The following is an 18,947-nucleotide window of genomic DNA, read 5'->3' as shown; positions in this document are numbered from 1 at the left end:
GACTTGTTTTTCCGCCTGAATGTTGTTCCGGTGCAGATTCCGCCTTTAAGGGACCGCCGTTCAGACATTGTTCCGCTGTTAAATTTCTTTTGTGAAAAATATTATAAGAAATACGGCATCCGGAAGCAGTTTTCCCCTGAAGTTCTCAAGATATTTTATGAATACCACTGGCCCGGCAATATCAGGGAACTGGAGAATATTGTTGAGAGAATGGTGGTAACCGAACCCGAAACGATTATTACCCCCAAGCACTTGCCGGAAAGCCTGCGCTACATAATGCATAATACTTCAGCGAAAGTAATGGTGCAGGGAGTGCTTCCCTTTAAAGAGGCGCTCCTGGAAATGGAGAGCCAGTTGATCAATGAGGCGCTGAATTTATACGGGAGCACTTATAAGGCGGCGAAAGTGCTGGGGATTGACCAGTCTACTGTGATCAGAAAACTACAAAAAATAAAGCAGTTTAAAAACAGCCGTCAAGAGCAGTCAAGCAGTTTCAGTGTAATTAAATAAGGTCAATTCGTCAGATTTAATTAATACGGGAGGTGTTGTCCATTATATAACTGGTTGAGTTGTTTGAAATGAAGTTAAGTGAATTATGAAGTTGATACTAAAAAAGGGAAAGGAAAAGGTTTTTGCGGCATGATTTGATACGCTATTATGGAAGGCGTGAGGTGCTATGCCGCCTCCCGAGTAGTCGGCGGGAGTGGGACGTAGGTCCCGGAACCGGAGAATGGAATGAATATTGCAGTTCTCTTGAAACAAACCTTTGACACAGAAGCAAAAATCGAGATCGCGGGCGGCGCAATCAACAAAAAGGGCGTTGGCCTGATTATCAACCCCTACGACGAGTATGCTGTGGAAGAAGCGCTCAAGCTGAAGGAAAAGAATGGCGGCGAGGTAACTATTATATCTGCCGGGGCGGATACCCCGGACGCGATGCGTCAAGCGCTGGCTATGGGAGCGGACAAAGCTATCAGTGTGGAAGATCCCGCCCTTGCCGGCGGCGACGAGTATACCACAGCCGTTGTGTTGGCTAAAGCGGTAAGCACTATCCCGTACGATCTGGTCCTGGCCGGGTGGCGTGAAGGTTCCGCCCAGGTAGCGGTACGGGTTGCCGAGGAACTTGGCCTGCCGCATATTAATGTAGTGACCAAATTGGATATTGACGGCGGTAAAGCCACAGCCACCAGAGACATCGAAGGCGGCAACGAGATTGTGGAAGTGCCGGTGCCCGCTGTGATTACTGCTCAGAAGGGCTTGAACGAGCCGCGCTACCCGTCAATGAAGGGTATTATGCAGGCTAAGAAAAAGCCCATCCAGAAACTCTCCCTGGGCGACCTGGGACTGAGTGCCGATCAAGTAGCGGCCAAAGTTAAAGTACAATCTTACTTCCTTCCCAGCGCTAAAGCCGCGGGCAAAATCATTGGCGGTGAAGCGCCCCAAGCTGCCGCCGAACTGGCGCGGCTGTTGCGGGAAGAAGCAAACGCTATCTAAGGGAGGGGAAAAATAATGGCAAAAGGAATACTTGTATTTGCAGAAGTAAAAGATGGTAAAGTGAAAAACGTGGCTTTCGAGATGTTAAGCGCCGGCCGTAAAATAGCTGGTCAGACCGGTGATGAGCTTGCCGCCGTCCTGATTGGTAAAGGCGTGGCAGGTTTGGCAGGCTCGCTTGCCGAATACGGAGCCGACAAGATTTACGTGGCCGAAGATGATAAGTTAGCACAATATACCACAGACGCTTATAGCAAAGTTTTGGCCGACCTGATCAAAGAAACGGATCCCGCCACAGTGCTGCTCGGCTGCACCGTGCTGGGCCGCGACCTGGCTGCCAAAACAGCGCAGAAGGTTAAAGCCGGCCTGCTGTCCGACTGCATCGCGATAGATGTTGAAGGCGGCGGCTTGGTATTCACCCGTCCCGTATATTCCGGCAAAGCTTTGTTAAAAGCCGGCGTTCCCGAATCCAGCCCGGCAATGGCCACTATCCGCCCCAACGTGCTGACTGCCGAACCGGCAGCGGGCAAAGGCGAAGTGGTTAACTACGCTGTGAACCTGGATGCCTCCGACCTGCGCCAGGTAATTAAAGATGTCATTCTGCAGGTTTCCTCCAGGCCGGAACTCACCGAGGCAAACGTGATCGTGTCCGGCGGACGCGGCGTGAAAGGTCCGGAAGGCTTTAAGGTTCTGGAAGACCTGGCCGACGTGCTCGGCGGGGCTGTCGGCGCCTCACGCGCTTGTGTCGACGCCGGTTGGATCGGGCAAAACCTCCAGGTCGGACAGACCGGCAAGGTTGTGTCCCCCACTCTTTATTTCGCCTGCGGCATCTCCGGCGCCATCCAGCATATGGCCGGGATGAGCTCTTCCAAGTGCATCGTGGCGATTAATAAAGATGAAGAAGCCGCTATCTTTAAAGCGGCTGACTATGGTATTGTCGGCGACCTCTTTGAAGTAGTGCCTATCTTGACCGAGGAAATCAAGAAAGTTATAGCCAAATAAGAATTAGTTTCACATATGTGAATGCTGCTGGAACACTTCTCAAGCAGAAACTTTTGACAGAACCCTCAATGGATTGAGTTCCCCAGGGGTCTCTTGGGGAGGGTTCCAGCAAACTTTTTGTTTATTTACGTATCAGGCAGGATGCCGTTTTTAGAGAAAGGATGTGCCAAATGAAGGAAGTTGTTATCGTCAGCGCGGTGCGCACCGCGGTGGGTAAGTATGGCGGTTCGCTGCAGAATACTCCTGCTGTCGAACTGGGCGCCTTGGTGATTAAGGAAGCAATCAAGAGGGCCGGGATTACTGTCGAGCAAGTCGAAGAAGTGATCATGGGCAATGTTTTGACCGCAGGCCTCGGTCAAAACCCCGCGCGCCAGGCCTCTTTGAAAGCCGGTCTGCCTATTGAAACACCGGCTTATACAATGGGCATCGTCTGCGGTTCCGGGATGAAGTCAATTATGCTGGCCGCCCAGCAAATTATGTCCGAGCAGGCTGACATAGTCGTGGCCGGCGGCATGGAAAACATGAGCGCCGCCCCCTACGTGCTGGACAAGGCCAGGTGGGGCTACCGCATGTTCGACAGCACTCTTACCGACGAGATGGTCAAAGACGGCCTGTGGTGTGCTTTTAACGATATCCACATGGGCATGACTGCCGAAAACCTCTCGGTAAAATATGGAATATCCAGGGAAGACCAGGACCAATTGGCTGTTGACAGCCATAACAAGGCCATTGCGGCCATTGATTCCGGAAGATTTAAAGACGAAATTGTCCCGGTGCCTATTCCCCAGAAAAAGGGCGATCCCGTGTATTTTGACACGGACGAATTACCGCGCCGGGGCGCCACAGTAGAAGCCCTGGCCAAGCTGCCCGCCGTTTTCAAAAAAGGCGGCACCGTTACCGCCGGGAACGCCTCCGGGATCAATGACGCCGCTGCCGCGACAGTGGTGATGTCCGCTGAAAAAGCGAAAGAACTGGGACTAAAACCCATGGCTGTGATCAAATCCTTTGCCACCGCGGGCGTGGACCCCGCCTATATGGGCACCGGGCCAATTCCCGCCAGCAAGAAGGCGATGGCCAAGGCCGGACTTACCGTGGCCGACTTTGACGTGATCGAAGCTAACGAGGCGTTTGCATCGCAGGCCCTAACCTGCATCCGTGCTCTGGATCTGCCGATGGACAAGGTGAATTTTAACGGCGGCGCTATCGCCATCGGCCACCCAATCGGCGCCAGCGGTGCGCGAATCCTGACGACCCTGCTTTACGAGTTAAAGAAGCGGAACGGACGTTACGGCCTTGCCACCATGTGCATCGGCGGCGGCCAGGGCGTGGCGATGACCGTGGAAAATATTAAATAAATTGTCCGGTTGAGATTAACCATGGAAAGAAATTAAACCCTCATTGTTGTTATAAGGCCATGATCCGATGGATGAGGGTTTGGAAGGAGTATCATATGGAAATTAAGAAAATTATGGTTATCGGCGCCGGCCAGATGGGTTCAGGCATTGCTCAGGTATCGATCGCTGCCGGTTATGATGTGGTTCTTAATGATATCAATGACACGTTTGTTAACAAAGGCATTGGTTTGATAGACAAAAACCTGTCAAAGGATGTCAGCAAAGGGCGTCTTGATGAAGCGGCCAAAGCAGCCTTAATGGCAAAAATTACCCCGTCCATCAGCCTGCAGGACGCGAAGGACGTCGACTTGGTGATTGAGGCGGCTATTGAGAATATGGAAATCAAAGGCAAGATCTTTAAGGAACTTGATGAAGTATGCAAGCCTGAAGCGATTCTTGCTACAAACACCTCCTCGCTGCCCATCACCGAAGTAGCTGCTGTTACTAAACGGCCGGACAAAGTGATTGGTATGCACTTTATGAATCCTGTTCCCGTGATGAAGTTGGTAGAAGTCATCCGGGGCCTGGCAACATCCGATGAAACTTATGAGCTCGTTAAGACTGCCAGCGAAAAAATGGGTAAGGTTCCTGCGGAAGTGAACGACGCTCCCGGTTTTGCGGTAAACCGCATTCTCATACCGATGATCAATGAAGCGATATACTGTCTCCATGAAGGCGTCGCTTCGCCGGAAGCGATTGACCAGGTGATGAAGCTGGGCGCGAACCACCCGATGGGCCCGCTTGCTCTCGGTGACCTGATTGGCCTGGACACCTGCCTGTCAATCATGGAAGTATTATACCGCGGCCTCGGCGATCCCAAGTACCGCCCGTGCCCGCTCCTGCGCAAATACGTGGCTGCCGGCTGGCTTGGCCGTAAGACTGGCAGAGGGTTTTACCAGTACTAACGCGACGGGGGTGTAAAAATGGCGTGGAATAATATTCTGGTGGATTTTGATAACGAGATTGCGGTGGTGAGCATCAACCGTCCCAAAGCACTGAACGCGCTCGATCATCAGACCATCGCGGAGTTGGGCGAAGCCATGGCTGAATTAGCCGCTAACCAGTCGGTAAAGGTAATTATTTTAACCGGTGCCGGTGAAAAAGCTTTTGTAGCGGGCGCCGACATCGCCTACATGTTATCCCTGACTCCCATGCAGGCACAGGAATTCAGCCGTCATGGCCAAAAAGTATTCAGCCAGATTGAGAACATGCCGAAACCGGTGATAGCCGCGGTAAACGGCTTTGCCCTTGGCGGCGGCTGCGAACTGAGCATGGCCTGCGACATCCGCGTGGCCTCCGAGAAGGCCAAGTTCGGCCAGCCGGAAGTAAGTCTCGGTATCATGGCCGGCTTCGGCGGCACTCAGCGCCTGGCGCGGCTGGTGAACCCCGGTGTCGCCAAAGAGATACTCTTTACCGGCGATATTTACGATGCTCAGGCTGCGCTGAGGTTTGGCCTGGTCAGCAAGGTTGTGCCGGCCGATGAGTTGATGGATGTCTGCAAGAAGATGGCTAAACGCATTGCCTCAATGGGTCCGGTCGGCGTAAGGTTTACCAAAGAAGCTATTAACCAGGGCCTGGATATGGATCAGGAAAAGGCCTTTAATATTGAAGCCGACCTTTTCGGCGTGATTTTCTCAACTGCCGACCAAAAAGAAGGTATGAGCGCCTTTTTAGAGAAACGTAAAGTGGAGTTTAAAGGCGAGTAGTTTATGCTGTTTTTGCAGCTAAATAATCCAGATGTTTTTGGTGGTTTCTGCCCGTGAATAGCTAATGGGCTATAGAAATCACCATTTGCACCAATATAATTTAATACTAGGAGGGAATAGAATGGATTTTGGGTTGACAGAAGAACAAAAAATGGTACAGGATATGGCCCGCAACTTTGCGGAAAAGGAAATCGCTCCTTACGTTGAAGAGGATGAAAAGAACCATTACTATCGCAGAGAGATTTTAACCAAAATGGGTGAACTGGGCCTGCTGGGCTGGAGCATTCCGGAAGAATACGGCGGAAACGGCATGGGCTGGATGGAAGGCGTTATCGCCCTGTATGAAATAGCCAAGGTCCATACATCCTGGAGACTTTCCATCAGCGGCAACTGCTGGGGTCCGGCCATGACCATTAATGAATACGGCACCGAAGAACAAAAACAGAAATGGATCCCCAAACTGCTGGATGGAACATGGGCGGGAAGCTTTGCCATCACCGAGCCCAACACAGGTTCCGACGTGGCCAGCATGAAGTGCTTTGCCGAAGATAAGGGCGACCACTGGCTGATCAACGGCACCAAGACTTGGATTTCCGGCGGGCACACTTCCGATATCGGACTGCTCTATGCTGTCACTGAAAAAGGCAAAGGTGTTAAAGGGATGTCCTGCTTCGTTATTGACTATAACAACACCCCCGGCGTTCAAAGAATTCCTATGGAAGACAAAGTCGGTATGTATGCTGCTCCGACCTCGGAACTGATTTTCGAGGATGCAGTGGTTCCCAAAGAAAATCTGTTGGGCGGATTAAACAAAGGCTTCTTCATTTGCATGTGGCAGCTTAACAACACCCGCATGGGTTGTGCCGTTGGCGGCGCGGCTCTTTCCAGGGCGTGCCTGGATGGCTGCATTCAATATGCCAACGACCGCTTCCAGTTCGGCGTGCCGATCGGCAAACACCAGATGGTTCAGCAGCAGATTGCTGAAATGATCTTGGAAGATGAGGCGGCCAAGCAACTCGTTTACCGCGCCGCGTGGTTAAAAGACAACAAATTACCCAGCCAGAAGGCGACTTCCACCGCCAAGCTGGCAGGCTGCCTGGCATCTGTGCATGCCGCCAACCTGGCCATGAAAATCTACGGCTCATACGGGTATTCCAATGAGTATCCTTGCGGCAGATGGCTCCGCGACTGCAAACAGTTCGAGACCCTGGAGGGAACCTCCAACATGCATATGCAGATCATCGCCAACATTGAGCTTGGTTTCGCGCCCGACCGCTAGAATCAAAAGGGTTCTTAACGGCTAACCAGTAGGACCGAAATCACACTAGTCATAATATAGCGGCCACCCTTTTTATGATTGCCGGTTTAGTATTCACAGCTAGCGGCAGTCATAAGAAAGTGGCCTTTTTATTTGCGCATAGCGCTTGTATCTGATTCATTTACATGATAATCTAAAAACGATATAATGTTCGTAAATAATCAGGATGCAAAAGAGAGAATCTTTATTATGCCCGAATATTCTGAAATCCGTCTGCGGAATTCTAAATACATGGGCAACCAATATTGATAGCTAAGATAATTTTATGATAAATTGTTATTGTTGGCGGCGCGGTAATATTAGTTGCCTTGCGGCCAGTAAAAGAATAGTATAAAAAGAAAAAGAGTATGTTAAATTTATGGGGGGGGAATATATGCAAAAAAAATTGCAAGAATTCAGAGGTACGGCGAATTATATTGCCTCTGAAGATCTAATGAACAGTGTAAACGTATCCAGGGCGCTCGGCAGGCCTTTATTAATTAAAGGGGAACCGGGCACCGGCAAGACCATGCTGGCCCGGAGCATATCCGAGGGATTGGGTCAACAGCTCATTATCTGGAATATTAAATCAACAACCAAGGCTCAGGACGGCCTGTATATCTATGATACGGTTCAAAGGCTCTATGACAGCCAGTTCGGGGAACACGACGTTTCCGACATCAGCCGGTATATCCGGTTAGGGAAATTAGGCGAGGCGTTTGAATCCGATGAACCGGTTGTGCTGCTGATAGATGAGATCGACAAGGCCGACCTGGAATTTCCGAACGACTTGCTCTGGGAATTGGACATGATGAGCTTTTTTATCCCCGAAACCGGGGTGACAATCACGGCAAAACACCGGCCGGCTGTGATTATTACCAGCAACGCCGAGAAAGAACTGCCGGACGCGTTTTTGAGAAGGTGTATTTTTCATTACATTTCTTTCCCGGATCCGGAGATGATGAAGGAAATCGTTAGAGTGCATCATCCCGACCTGGAAGACCGGTTGATTGGTGAAGCGATGGAAGCGTTTTACTGGATCAGGAGCCTGAGCGGGCTGCAAAAGAAGCCGAGCACCAGTGAGCTGATTGACTGGGTGCAGGCTCTGGCCGTGGGCGGGATTAGCCTGGATAAGATTCGCAAGGAAATACCCCTTTTGGGAGTTTTAATCAAGAAGAACCAGGACTTCGATATTATCTTGAAGAGACTGAGCACCCATGGGGGCGGCCAGGGCTCTTCAAAAACAAAACCAAGCATTCAAACCATATGGAGGGGATGATACCCCTTGTTTGTTAACTTTTTTTATGAACTGAAAAGAACCGGGGTGCCGGTTTCCCTGACAGAGTGGATGACTTTGATGGAAGCTTTGAGCAAGGGGCTCGCTTTTTCCAGTTTGAGCGGGTTTTACCACCTGGCCAGAGCGGTGCTGGTTAAAAGTGAATCCCATTTCGACAGTTACGACATTGCTTTCCAGAACTACTTTAAGGGTATTGAAACGCCGGTGGATGTGCTGGAGCAGGCTATGGAATGGCTAAAGGACGCTTTGCCGCCGTACATGATATCACCGGAAGAACGCAAGCTTTTTCAAGAGTGGGATTTGGATAAATTGCGCCGCGAACTGGACGAAAGGTTAAGAACACAGGACGGACAGCACCACGGAGGCTCCAAGTGGATCGGCACGGGCGGGCGTTCGCCGTTCGGTTATGGCGGCTATCATCCGGCCGGGGTGCGCATCGGCGGCGAGTCGCTCAATCACTCGGCCGTTAAAGTGGCTGCTGAAAGGCGCTACCGGGGATACCGCGGCGATGAAACTCTCGGGGTCAGGCAGTTTGAAGTGGCGTTGCGCAAACTTCGCCAACTTACCAGCCGCACTGAGGGCGAAAAAGACGTGCTGGATCTGGACGGCACTATCGACGCTACCTGCCGGAACGCCGGCAGGCTGGAACTGGTTTGGGACCGCTCCCGCAAGAACACCATGAAAGTTGTTGTGGTGATGGACTCGGGAGGATCAATGGATCCTTACATTGACCTATGCAGCCAGCTGTTTTCAGCGGTTAACCGGTCAACCCATTTTAAAGATTTAAAATTTTATTATTTCCATAACTGCATTTATGCGAACATCTATACCCACCCGGCGTGTGTTTCCCGGTATGCAGTCAATACCTACGATTTTATGCGCGATCTTGACCCGGAATACCGGTTAATCATTGTAGGTGACGCCAGCATGGCGCCCAGCGAGTTGACCATGGTCGGCGGAGCTATTGACTGGGCGGAAATGGATAACGAGCCGGGGCTGCTTTGGCTGGAAAGGATAACCAAGCACTTTCCGCATGCTGTGTGGCTGAATCCGATTCCAGTCCAGTGGTGGGAGCCGCGTTTGTATTATGGAGCATACACCATCAGTTTAGTCAGAAAACTGTTTCCCATGTTTGAGCTGACCCTGGACGGGTTGGAGCAGGCGATAAAGAGTCTTAAAGCAAGGTTCTGATGAAAATTAATCGAACATTACGGTGGTGATGCTCCGTGTTTGTTAATTTTTTTTATGAACTGAAAAGGGCCGGAGTGCCGGTTTCCCTAACAGAGTGGATCACCCTGATGGAAGCGCTGAGCAAGGGGCTGGCCTTTTCCAGTTTGAGAGGGTTCTATTATCTGGCCCGGGCGGTGCTGGTGAAGAGCGAAGTCCATTTTGACAATTACGACATGGCGTTCCAAAATTACTTTCAAGGTGTCGAAACAGCCGAAAAGGTTCTTGAACAAGCTTTGGGATGGTTGGAAGAAGAACAGCCGCCTTTGTTGATATCGCTGGAGGAGGAGGAGAAGGAGCTATTCCGTGATTGGGATGTAAAAAAGCTGCGCCAGACATTGGATGAAAAGTTGAAAACGCAGGACGAGAAACGCCTGGGCGGCTCCAGCCTGGCCGGCACGGGCGGCGGTTCGCGGCTCGGACATAGCGGTTTCAATCCCAAAGGTGGAGTACGCCTTGGCGGTGCTTCCGGCGGCAGCTCGGCTGTTAAGGTGGCGGGCGGGCGGCATTACCGGGGATACCGCAGCGATGTAATCATTGGCGTAAGACAATTTGAGGCCGCTTTGCGTATTCTCAGCCAGTTGACTACCCGTCATGAAGGTCTAAAGAGCGAGTTGGATTTAAACGGCACCGTTAATGCCACCTGCCGGAATGCCGGCAGGCTGAAGCTTGTCTGGGACCGCCCGCGCAAGAACAAAATGAAAGTAGTGCTATTGATGGATTCCGGCGGGTCGATGGATCCTTACATCGACCTTTGCAGCAAGTTGTTCAGCGCGGTCAAGCGCTCAACTCACTTAAAAGATTTAAAAGTTTATTATTTTCATAACTGCGTTTATCAAGATATTTACTTAAGGCCGGCCTGTGTTTGGAGCAATGCCGTAAAAACATATGATGTGCTGCTGCATAACCTCGATCCGGATTACCGGCTGATCATAGTCGGTGACGCCAGCATGGCTCCGGGTGAATTGACCATGGCAAACGGGGCTATTGACTGGGAATCTGTGAATAACGAGTCCGGGCTGGTCTGGCTGGAGCGTTTGGTTAGGCATTTCAAACACGCTGTTTGGCTCAACCCGATACCGGCACAAGGGTGGGATGAGCGTATGAATTACCGTGCGCATACCATAAATATGGTTCGTGAATTGTTTCCCATGTTCGAGTTGTCGTTGAGCGGGCTGCAGCAGGCGGTAAAACGGCTCAAGGTCTGTGTTTGATTATATTGTTGTCAAGGTTTGTTTCCGTTCCAGCCTTCTTCACCAACAAGCGGAACGAAACGCACTCCACCCAAGTTTTCCCGGTCGAAGCTGCCGTCTGGTTTTTTCTCCAGACGCAGCAACTCCTGGTGATGTCTATCCCCTACCGGAACCACCAGACAACCGCCGGCTTTCAGTTGGTTGCCCAGGGATTCAGGAATAACCGGCGCTCCCGCCGCCACCAAGATCCCGTCAAAGGGTGCTTTTCCGGTCCAGCCTTTTGAACCGTCACCTATGCGGACAATTATATTCTCGTACTTTAAAGTCTGAAAACGTGATTGAGCTTGTCCGGCCAGGTTTTTATGGCGCTCAATAGTATATACTTTGGACACGATGCGCGACAATACTGCCGCCGCGTATCCGGATCCGGTGCCAATTTCCAAAACTGCATCCGCCGGGTCCGGCCTCAGGGCCTCAGCCATTAAGGCGACTATATACGGCTGGCTGATAGTTTGTCCTTCATCGATGGGAAGCGCACAATCAGCATAAGCATAGGCCTGTAGTTGTTCAGAAACGAAAAGGTGACGTGGTACCTCAAGCATGCTCGACAGGACAGCTTCATTGGAAATGCCGTAGGGAATAAGCTGCTTTTCCACCATTCGCCTCCGTTCCTCCGCCCGGTCACCGGCAATGTTGTGGCTGTTTTGCGGGAAATCCATAATGATTCTCCTTTGTAACGAATATTGATTCGGATAATGACTTAAATATTTCCACCCGGCAGAATTAATAATACTAGGGATAATCTTAATAATCAATTGAGCTTAATTCATCGGTTTGAGCTTGATAAACGCGATAAGTCCTCTCGTTTTGATTATTCCCCAGGCGCTTAATAATATGGTTCATCATCAGGTTGTTTTCGGCAACCTGAGATAATTCAATTGTGGATATCCCTTTGCCGCGGGCCCGCCGGATAAATTCCAGGATGAGTGCCGCTTCCAGCCCTTTTAAACGGTGCTCGGGCAGGACAGCCAGGACTGCCAGCCGTAAGCTGGGCCGGCTGAATAACGCGGGCAAGGATTGTTTAATTATTGGATAAATAGCTAAACAAATGCCCGCGGGTTCTCCGTTTATTTCGGCTATCAAAACCATGCCCCGTTCACAAGCTCCATGAAGTTTTCGCCAGATTGCCGAGCCCTCACTTGCGGAAAGGGGGACGAAACCCCACCCATTGTTCATTGAACCGTTATGAATGTGAGAAAATATTTTACCTTCGTTGTCTATGTCATTAAAATTCACTTCTCTTAAGCGCAGATTTTTAATCCTGCCGGCGGCACGATTTGCCACCTGGAGCAATTTATCCGGCAATGGCCTTCGCAAATTGTAGAAATATGCGAAAAGGTTTATCTCATTTTTAAAACCGCACCCGGTGAGAAGGTTTGCGTAATAAGGAGGATTATAGGGCATGCCGGGATGGTGATGCCCCGTGAAGCCTTCCACCAACAATCCTAAACGTTCATGAGGGGTCAAGTCCACCGGGCCGATTACACGGGACATGCCGTTGTCAGATAACCAGCGCGTTGCCGTTTTAACCAGTGCCGCAGTTACCGTCTGATCGTTCAGCGATTCAAAATAACCAAAAAACCCGGTTTTTTTGACAGGGTAAGCCTTATGTATGCTTGCGGCAATCCTCCCCACCGGGTGTCCGTTCCTTACCGCCAGAAATGGTTGGGCTGTAACCCTGCTAAATAGAGGATCCATAAACTCACAGCTTAAGTGTTTCAGCGGTGGGTAAGAAGGAGCACTGAAAAAGCCACGGTATATCACCCGGGGGAAGGTGTTAAACACCCTCATTTCATCCGGTTCTGAAATCGCGATTACTTCAACAGTCAAAACAGCACCCCCGTGTTTTTGTTAACAGGTTATGCGGTTCTGTGTGACATTGGAACAAATAATTCAGGAGACTTAGAGGAGTGTGAACGGTTCAACTTTTTTACCTTTTTCAAAAATTATTTCTGATTTGTAAGCGTTTTAAATTAAATATAAATTATTGTTGTCAGACAGCCGGACAAGTGGTATATTGAGTACGGGTAAACTAAAATAGTAGTGATAGTTTACCTGTTTTTGAGCAATTTATTTTACCAATTGATTGATTTTTTAGTGAAACGGGGGCAAGGCATGAGAAGGAAAATCACCATAGGGCTTTTGGTAGCTTTGCTTAGCGCCGGCGCTTATTGGGGATACGCCAGGTATGGCAAAAAGCAGCCGGAAGGCCTCCAGGCAAGCGGTACTATTGAGGCGACCAAAGTACAATTATGCGCTAGAGTATCCGGAACCCTCCAAAATATTGCGCTTAATGCCGGCGATCCCGTGCAAAAGGGTCAGCTTGTGGCAGTAGTTGTCCGCAATGACTTGATTGCGCAAAAGGAGAGAGACGCCCTTGGCGTTTTGAAAGCTGAAGCGCAATTGGCTGATTTGACTTCAGGCGCCAGGTGGCAAGAAATAAAAGACGCTGAAATTGCTGTCAACACCGCGCGGACTAATTATGACAAAGCTGATAAAGATTACGGCAGGGCTTTGGCCTTGTTTCAGGCGAGCGCCATTTCCCAATCCGAGATGGATAACGCGGAAACAGCTTTACAGCAAGCTAAAAACCAGGTGGAATCGGCTGAATCAAAGCTTAGCTTGTTAAAGGCCGGCAACCGGCCGGAGCAGATTGAGGCGGCCCGGGCTGAACTTGAGAGAAGCAATGCAATCCTGAAGGCTTCAGAAGCGGCCTTGGAAGATACCCGTGTGCTCAGCCCGGTTGACGGAGTCATATTAACAAAAAATTTTGAAGAGGGTGAATTTATTCAGGCCGGCGCTTCAGTGGCTACCGCTGTCAACCTCGATGATATGTGGATAAAAATTTATTTGCCCACTGATGACCTGCCCAAAATTAAATTAGGTCAGCAGGTTGCTTTCACTGTGAGCGGAAGTGAGGCAAAATATGGGGGAATCATTGAAGAAATTGCCACAAGCGGAGAATATACGCCAAAAACAATTCAGACTAAGAAAGAACGCACCAATATTGTTTACGAGGTTAGAATTAAAATTAATAATGAAAATGGTATATTGAAACCCGGTATGCCTGCTGATGTCATCATTGATGAGGCGAGGTGACGATGATGGATAAAATGAACATTAATAACATAATTGAAACAGAATCGTTAACCAAGGTGTTCGGCGGCCTGGCGGCAGTTAATGAAGTTACTTTAAAAATTGACCGGGGCGATATTTTCGGTCTGGTTGGCCCGGACGGCGCCGGAAAAACTACCCTGCTGCGCATGCTTTGCGGCTTAATCACTCCTTCCCGCGGCAGGATCAGCAGGAACAGCGACAGTTTCGGCTATATGCCTCAAAAATTCAGCCTTTACGGTGATTTGACGATTGCGGAAAATATCAATTTTTTTGGCGCTCTGTACAAAATCGACAGCAAGACAATCCGCCGGCGGGCTGACGAAATACTGGAAATAACCGGTTTAGCCGGTTTTAAATCACGGTTTGCCGACGACCTCTCCGGAGGAATGAAACAAAAACTGGCTCTGACCTGCGCCCTTCTGGCCAAGCCTGCTTTGTTGGTCCTTGATGAGCCGACCTACGGCGTTGACCCGGAATCGCGCAAAGAATTCTGGAAAATTCTATACCAGCTGAATAAAGAAGGAGTCACGATTGTCGTTTCTACGCCATACATGGATGAAGCGGAACTCTGTAAAACAGTTGCTTTAATAAGCAGGGGGATAATTATGTCGACCGGTGATCCCGGCAGTTTGAAAAAGAGTTTCCCGTATGGAATCCTGGAACTGAAGGCAGATGCGCGGGATTTGGATTTTATCAACGACCTCCCGGAAGTGGTTGACGGCGATTTCTACGGCGATAAGTACCATGTGGCTGTATATGAAGTTGAACAGGCAAAAGCCGCCATCATTAATTTGCTTGCAGAAAAGAAGGTGGCCATTCACCACCTGAGACATATACCGCCCTCGATGGAGGATGTCTTCGTAGCCGTGACAAAAGAAGAGGTGGTTTAATGGAATACGTGGTAACCACCTGTGAACTTACCAGAACATTTGGTTCTTTTACCGCTGTCGATAGAATTAATATTAACATCAGGCCGGGTGAAATATACGGCTTTTTAGGACCTAACGGTTCCGGAAAGACGACCACGATGAGAATGCTGTGCGGGCTGTTGGAGCCCACTTCGGGCTCCGGTTCCGTGCTTGGATATGACCTTGCCCGGGAATCAGAAAAAATCAAGCAAAAGATCGGCTATATGTCTCAGAAATTCAGCCTGTACGACGACTTGACCGTTTATGAAAACCTGGTGTTCTACGCGGGAATGTACAGTATCCCATATCACGAGCGCAAAAAAAGGGTTGCTGAAATGATCGAGATGGCCTGGCTGGCCGGCAGGGAGAAGGATTTGCCCGCCAATTTGAGCGGCGGATTAAAACAACGGCTGGCCCTTGGATGCGCGATCATATCCCGCCCGTCCATATTGTTTCTGGACGAGCCTACCAGCGGAGTCAGCCCGACCAGCAGGCGGATGTTTTTTAAAATTATCCAGAAGCTCGCTAATGAAGGAACAACAGTTATGGTTACCACTCATTTTATGGATGAAGCGGAAAGGTGCCACAATATCGCCTTTATTTCCGGGGGAAGACTGATTGCCAACGACACGCCGGACAACTTGAAAAATAATGTAATTGAAGGATGTATGGTCGAAGTGGACCTGCCTGACGCCATGGAGCGGATTGAGGAGCTGGAGTCGCTTCCTTATGTGAAAGAATGCTCCATCCATGGGCCGCTGCTGCATGTGCTGCTTGATTCTGAAGGAAATGTCGCGGTATTTGACCGCTATACAGGGGTAAAAGCCAGGGAGATCACCCCTTCCCTGGAGGATGTGTTCATCTCCCTGGCCAAGCTGCAAAGAAAGCAGGAATCTTAAATGAGCAGAATACTGGCAATTTTGCAGAAAGAATTCTTACAGATGAAAAGGGACCGGTTGACCCTCGGCATGGTTTTCATGCTCCCCCTGGTGCAGTTGCTGCTCTTTGGTTACGCCATTCAAACCGAAGTGAAGCATATATCCACCGTTGTTTTCGACCAGTCCATGTCCATTGAAAGCAGGGACCTCCTGGATTCTTTCAGTTCTTCGGGATACTTTGATATTACCGGCACAGCAAAAGGCTATGCGGAAATAACAAAAATGATTGACAGCGGCAAAGCCAAGGCGGGAATTATTTTCCCGCCCGATTTCGCGGAAAAGCTGAGAAAGGGTGAGACGGCGCCGGTGCAGGTGTTGGTGGACGCCAGTGACAGCATGGTGTCAAATTCTGCTATTGCCGTGGCCAACTCAATCGGGCTTTTGAAATCACAAAAAATCATTATGCAAAAAACAGGCGTGCAAAGCCTTCCTTATGATATCAGGGTGCGCCCCTGGTATAACCCTGACGGCATCACCGCGTATTATATGGTTCCCGCTATTCTTGGCATTATTGTGACCATGACTATGGTGATGATGACCTCCATGGGGATAGTCCGGGAACGTGAAAAGGGCACCCTGGAACAGCTCATGGTCACACCTGTAAAATCATATGAGTTAATGATCGGCAAGGTGATTCCATATATCGCGCTCGGCTACCTGCAGATCACCGTCGCCCTGCTGGTGGGTGGAGTTGTATTTGGGGTGCCCATACGCGGCAGTATATTGCAGCTTTATTTGTTAACACTATTTTTTATTACAGCGTCACTGGGAATCGGCATCTTTATTTCGAATATAGCCAGAAACCAGATGCAGGCTTTTCAAATGTCTTTCTTCGTTTTCCTACCGAGCATCATGCTGTCCGGTTTCATGTTTCCCCGGGAGGCCATGCCCTCAATAATCCAATACATTGGAAATATATTTCCCCTGACCTTTTACCTGACGATTATCAGGGGAATCGTATTAAAAGGAATCGGCTTTCCGTACTTAATTCCCCAGGTTATGTCACTGCTCGTTTTCTCGGTGATTATGATGACGCTGAGTATTATCAAGTTTAAGAAGAAAATTGCATGAAAAATGCGTCCGGGTGGTGTATGGAATGGATTACAAGCAAAGGATCTTGCATGCCTTAAAAGAACTGGCCGCGCAGCGAGGATTCTCCGGCGCCACAATGGATGAGTTGGCAGCGCGAGCCGGAGTAAGTAAAAGGACTATTTACCGTTATTTTAATAGTAAAGAAGAGATAATTGACGCATTGCTGGATGATATTTTAAGTATTTATGAACAAAAAATACTGCAGATGTTGGATTCTTGCGAGAACCCGGTGGAAAAAATGTCAAATATTATAAAAATAGTTCCGCAGATAACCCAAATAATTACCCCGGCGGCTCTTCATGATCTGCACAGGCATTACCCTCATCTCTGGGAAAAAATCGAACGGTTTCGCGCAGAACGAATCCAACAGTTATTTGATGATCTTCTCTTAAGCGATGAATACCGTTGTTTTAAACCCATAAATCCGAAAATATTCACCACAGCATTGATGGCCAGTATCAGGTCGGTGGTTAACCCGGCTTTTATAATAGAAAATAACTTATCCGTGGAAGAAACAATTCAGACCTTATTTACAATTTTTTTATCCGGTATTGTAATGAAGGAATAAACAGGTATCATTCGGAAACGTCTTCATTTAGTTTTTTCTGTTCTTTTCCCTCGCGTAATTTTTGCCGTACATCGGACCATAGTTCCCTGGTCTGGTTAATTACCATTGGAAACATTGATTTTGACGGGTGTCTCAGGACACGGTCCAGCCATTTGGCCGCTTCTCTGTAATTGCCCGAATTCATATTTAACACGCCCAACAAGTATGCCGTATTTATTTCCGACCTGACATTGGAAAAATCCTCACTTTCAAAAGCTATTGAAAGGCTAGTCAAGGCTTTTTCAATATACTTTCGCTCTTGAACTTTTTCATGTTTAAACCTGTAGAGCCAGGCAATTTTTAAAAACAGCATACCCATCAGGGATTTTTTAACAGGTCTGCCCTGGAGGCTGTAGATAGCCAACAGAAAAGTTTCTATGGCTTCTTCCAGAGTACGAACTCCACTATAGTCCTTTAATTTATTCTCTTGCCAGAATGTCATCAGGCGCGATTTTATTTCTTCCGACTGCTCTTTTTTCAGGCGCATGCCAAGTATTTCTTCGTTAAAGGTGAAACCGCAAATGGGACATACAATCATTTCATAAAAAAGCGGATTAATATTTTTGTAGTACTGACAGAAATCATAATCCATTTTCGTAGTTTGAACGTATTTTGACAGAGCTTTCGGTGATTCGAATTTTGAATTGCAAATTGGACAAACAACTTTTTTATTATATAACATTTCTCTCAGGTCAGTATCTTTTTTTACTCTTGGCTTTTCATCTTCCTCCGCAGAATGCTCGACTTCATATAAATGCTGTTCCAATACTCCTGCGAAACCGCTTTCCTCCCTCTCTTCCATACCGGCTCTATCTGCTTTAATGCTATATTCTTTTTTTTCTTCGGCTAGCTGTTCTTGTTGTTCGTCAGTAGCCTGTCCGGGTGTGTTGCCGGCGCTCTGCTTTTGGTCATTGTTCTGAGTAGACAGCTTGCGGTTGGTTTCAATTAATATTTTATTTCGGATATTTGATTGCCGGAGTCTTTTGCTTAAAGTTTCAATAATGGTCACCGCCGCTTTGGGGTTGTTGTCTAGAAACTCCAAAAAATCTTTCCGTTCCAGACTAAAAACTATTGATTTTTCTAATGTCCTTGCGCAGGCCGAGCGATATCCGCCGTCTAGCAGACTCATTTCTCCAAAAATATCTGATGGTTCAAGTGTTTGAATAGCCATTTCCTGCCCGGTGGACGATTTTGAATATATTAAAACCCTTCCTGATATGATTAGGTATAAGCTTGAACCTTGATCTCCCTCAGAAAATATATCTGTGTTTTCTTCAAAACGTTCCAGATGCATTTTTTTAACCAGGTCTTGCAAAGGACAGTTTAAGTTTTGAAAAAAAGATATTTTTTTCAAAATGCTTTCAAGAGCATCCATATAATGTTTTTCACCCGCCTTTGAAATTTCAATTAATATTTTATACTACTAAAATGGTATTTGAAAGGAATTTTTAATTATGATGAAGGCATATATTTCTCTAAACTGAAAAAGCGGGTATATTTATTTCTTATTATATGGATTTTATTGACTTTTTTAGATATTTAAAAAGATTTAAGTGCTTCTGTAAAGGAAATACGATTTAGAAGCAAAAAAAAATTCCCTGTTGTTATGGAAAAAAGG

At 48.3% G+C, this 18,947-nt stretch carries 18 protein-coding genes; 15 read left to right on the top strand and 3 right to left on the bottom strand.

All coding sequences use genetic code 11. The annotated features are described in order from the left end of the window. The 10 genes from A4E54_RS11235 to A4E54_RS11190 form a co-directional block, all read left to right on the top strand. Nucleotides 1-510, top strand: a 510-nt coding sequence (locus A4E54_RS11235) for an AAA-type ATPase lid domain-containing protein (protein WP_286726154.1), incomplete at its 5' end; no start/stop codon positions are given. 225 nt (nt 511-735) lie between these two features. Beyond that, on the top strand, nt 736-1,494 hold the full coding sequence (locus A4E54_RS11230) for an electron transfer flavoprotein subunit beta/FixA family protein (protein ID WP_240081786.1): 759 nt from the start codon (nt 736-738) through the stop codon (nt 1,492-1,494). Between the two features lie 15 nt (nt 1,495-1,509). Continuing rightward, entirely contained in the window at nt 1,510-2,493 is a 984-nt protein-coding gene (locus tag A4E54_RS11225) for an electron transfer flavoprotein subunit alpha/FixB family protein (RefSeq protein ID WP_240081785.1), read from the top strand. Between the two features lie 170 nt (nt 2,494-2,663). Then, nucleotides 2,664-3,848, top strand: a complete 1,185-nt coding sequence (locus A4E54_RS11220; RefSeq protein ID WP_240081784.1) for an acetyl-CoA C-acetyltransferase — start codon at nt 2,664-2,666, stop codon at nt 3,846-3,848. A gap of 95 nt (nt 3,849-3,943) precedes the next feature. Continuing rightward, complete coding sequence (locus A4E54_RS11215) at nt 3,944-4,792, top strand: 3-hydroxybutyryl-CoA dehydrogenase (protein ID WP_286726152.1); 849 nt, start codon at nt 3,944-3,946, stop codon at nt 4,790-4,792. Nucleotides 4,793-4,810: 18 nt separating this feature from the next. Continuing rightward, the gene (locus tag A4E54_RS11210; RefSeq protein ID WP_240081782.1) at nt 4,811-5,593 is read left to right on the top strand and encodes an enoyl-CoA hydratase-related protein; all 783 of its coding nucleotides are present in this window, start codon (nt 4,811-4,813) and stop codon (nt 5,591-5,593) included. 121 nt (nt 5,594-5,714) lie between these two features. Further along, a complete protein-coding gene (locus A4E54_RS11205) occupies nt 5,715-6,872 on the top strand; it encodes an acyl-CoA dehydrogenase family protein (protein ID WP_240081781.1) in 1,158 nt (385 codons plus the stop codon). 412 nt (nt 6,873-7,284) lie between these two features. Next, entirely contained in the window at nt 7,285-8,169 is an 885-nt protein-coding gene (locus A4E54_RS11200; RefSeq protein ID WP_240081780.1) for an AAA family ATPase, read from the top strand. Between the two features lie 6 nt (nt 8,170-8,175). Then, nucleotides 8,176-9,378: a vWA domain-containing protein gene (locus A4E54_RS11195; protein WP_286726149.1), complete on the top strand. Its 1,203-nt coding sequence runs from the start codon at nt 8,176-8,178 to the stop codon at nt 9,376-9,378. Between the two features lie 35 nt (nt 9,379-9,413). Next, nucleotides 9,414-10,628, top strand: coding sequence for a vWA domain-containing protein (locus tag A4E54_RS11190; protein ID WP_240081778.1), 1,215 nt, complete (start codon nt 9,414-9,416; stop codon nt 10,626-10,628). Between the two features lie 11 nt (nt 10,629-10,639). On the opposite strand, the gene A4E54_RS11185 is transcribed toward A4E54_RS11190, so the two are convergent. Both A4E54_RS11185 and A4E54_RS11180 read right to left on the bottom strand, forming a co-directional pair. Next, nucleotides 10,640-11,326, bottom strand: a complete 687-nt coding sequence (locus A4E54_RS11185; protein WP_240081777.1) for a protein-L-isoaspartate(D-aspartate) O-methyltransferase — start codon at nt 11,324-11,326, stop codon at nt 10,640-10,642. A gap of 85 nt (nt 11,327-11,411) precedes the next feature. Continuing rightward, a complete protein-coding gene (locus A4E54_RS11180; RefSeq protein ID WP_240081776.1) occupies nt 11,412-12,497 on the bottom strand; it encodes a GNAT family N-acetyltransferase in 1,086 nt (361 codons plus the stop codon). 285 nt (nt 12,498-12,782) lie between these two features. Here A4E54_RS11180 and A4E54_RS11175 point away from each other — a divergent pair, with 285 nt between their 5' ends. From A4E54_RS11175 to A4E54_RS11155, 5 genes are read left to right on the top strand one after another with little or no spacing between them, the layout of a single operon-like run. After that, nucleotides 12,783-13,766, top strand: a complete 984-nt coding sequence (locus tag A4E54_RS11175) for an HlyD family secretion protein (protein ID WP_240081775.1) — start codon at nt 12,783-12,785, stop codon at nt 13,764-13,766. A 29-nt stretch (nt 13,767-13,795) separates the two neighbouring features. Further along, nucleotides 13,796-14,674, top strand: a complete 879-nt coding sequence (locus A4E54_RS11170) for an ABC transporter ATP-binding protein (protein ID WP_240082146.1) — start codon at nt 13,796-13,798, stop codon at nt 14,672-14,674. Next, nucleotides 14,674-15,591, top strand: a complete 918-nt coding sequence (locus A4E54_RS11165) for an ABC transporter ATP-binding protein (protein WP_240081774.1) — start codon at nt 14,674-14,676, stop codon at nt 15,589-15,591. Before A4E54_RS11170 ends, A4E54_RS11165 begins: the two co-directional genes overlap by 1 nt. Next, nucleotides 15,592-16,701 (top strand): ABC transporter permease, encoded by a 1,110-nt coding sequence (locus A4E54_RS11160; RefSeq protein ID WP_240081773.1) that lies wholly within the window; start codon nt 15,592-15,594, stop codon nt 16,699-16,701. Between the two features lie 25 nt (nt 16,702-16,726). Then, on the top strand, nt 16,727-17,290 hold the full coding sequence (locus A4E54_RS11155; RefSeq protein ID WP_240081772.1) for a TetR/AcrR family transcriptional regulator: 564 nt from the start codon (nt 16,727-16,729) through the stop codon (nt 17,288-17,290). A gap of 7 nt (nt 17,291-17,297) precedes the next feature. Here the strand turns inward: A4E54_RS11155 and A4E54_RS11150 are convergent, their stop codons facing one another. After that, the gene (locus A4E54_RS11150) at nt 17,298-18,623 is read right to left on the bottom strand and encodes a DUF2225 domain-containing protein (RefSeq protein WP_240082145.1); all 1,326 of its coding nucleotides are present in this window, start codon (nt 18,621-18,623) and stop codon (nt 17,298-17,300) included. Nucleotides 18,624-18,947: the final 324 nt, after the last annotated feature.

Origin of the sequence: Pelotomaculum sp. PtaB.Bin117 (genome assembly GCF_002067195.1) — a bacterium.
Classification (GTDB): domain Bacteria; phylum Bacillota; class Desulfotomaculia; order Desulfotomaculales; family Pelotomaculaceae; genus Pelotomaculum_D; species Pelotomaculum_D terephthalicicum.
The sequence above is the reverse complement of the archived record's forward strand: the minus strand, read 5'-3'. Positions and strand labels throughout refer to the sequence as shown.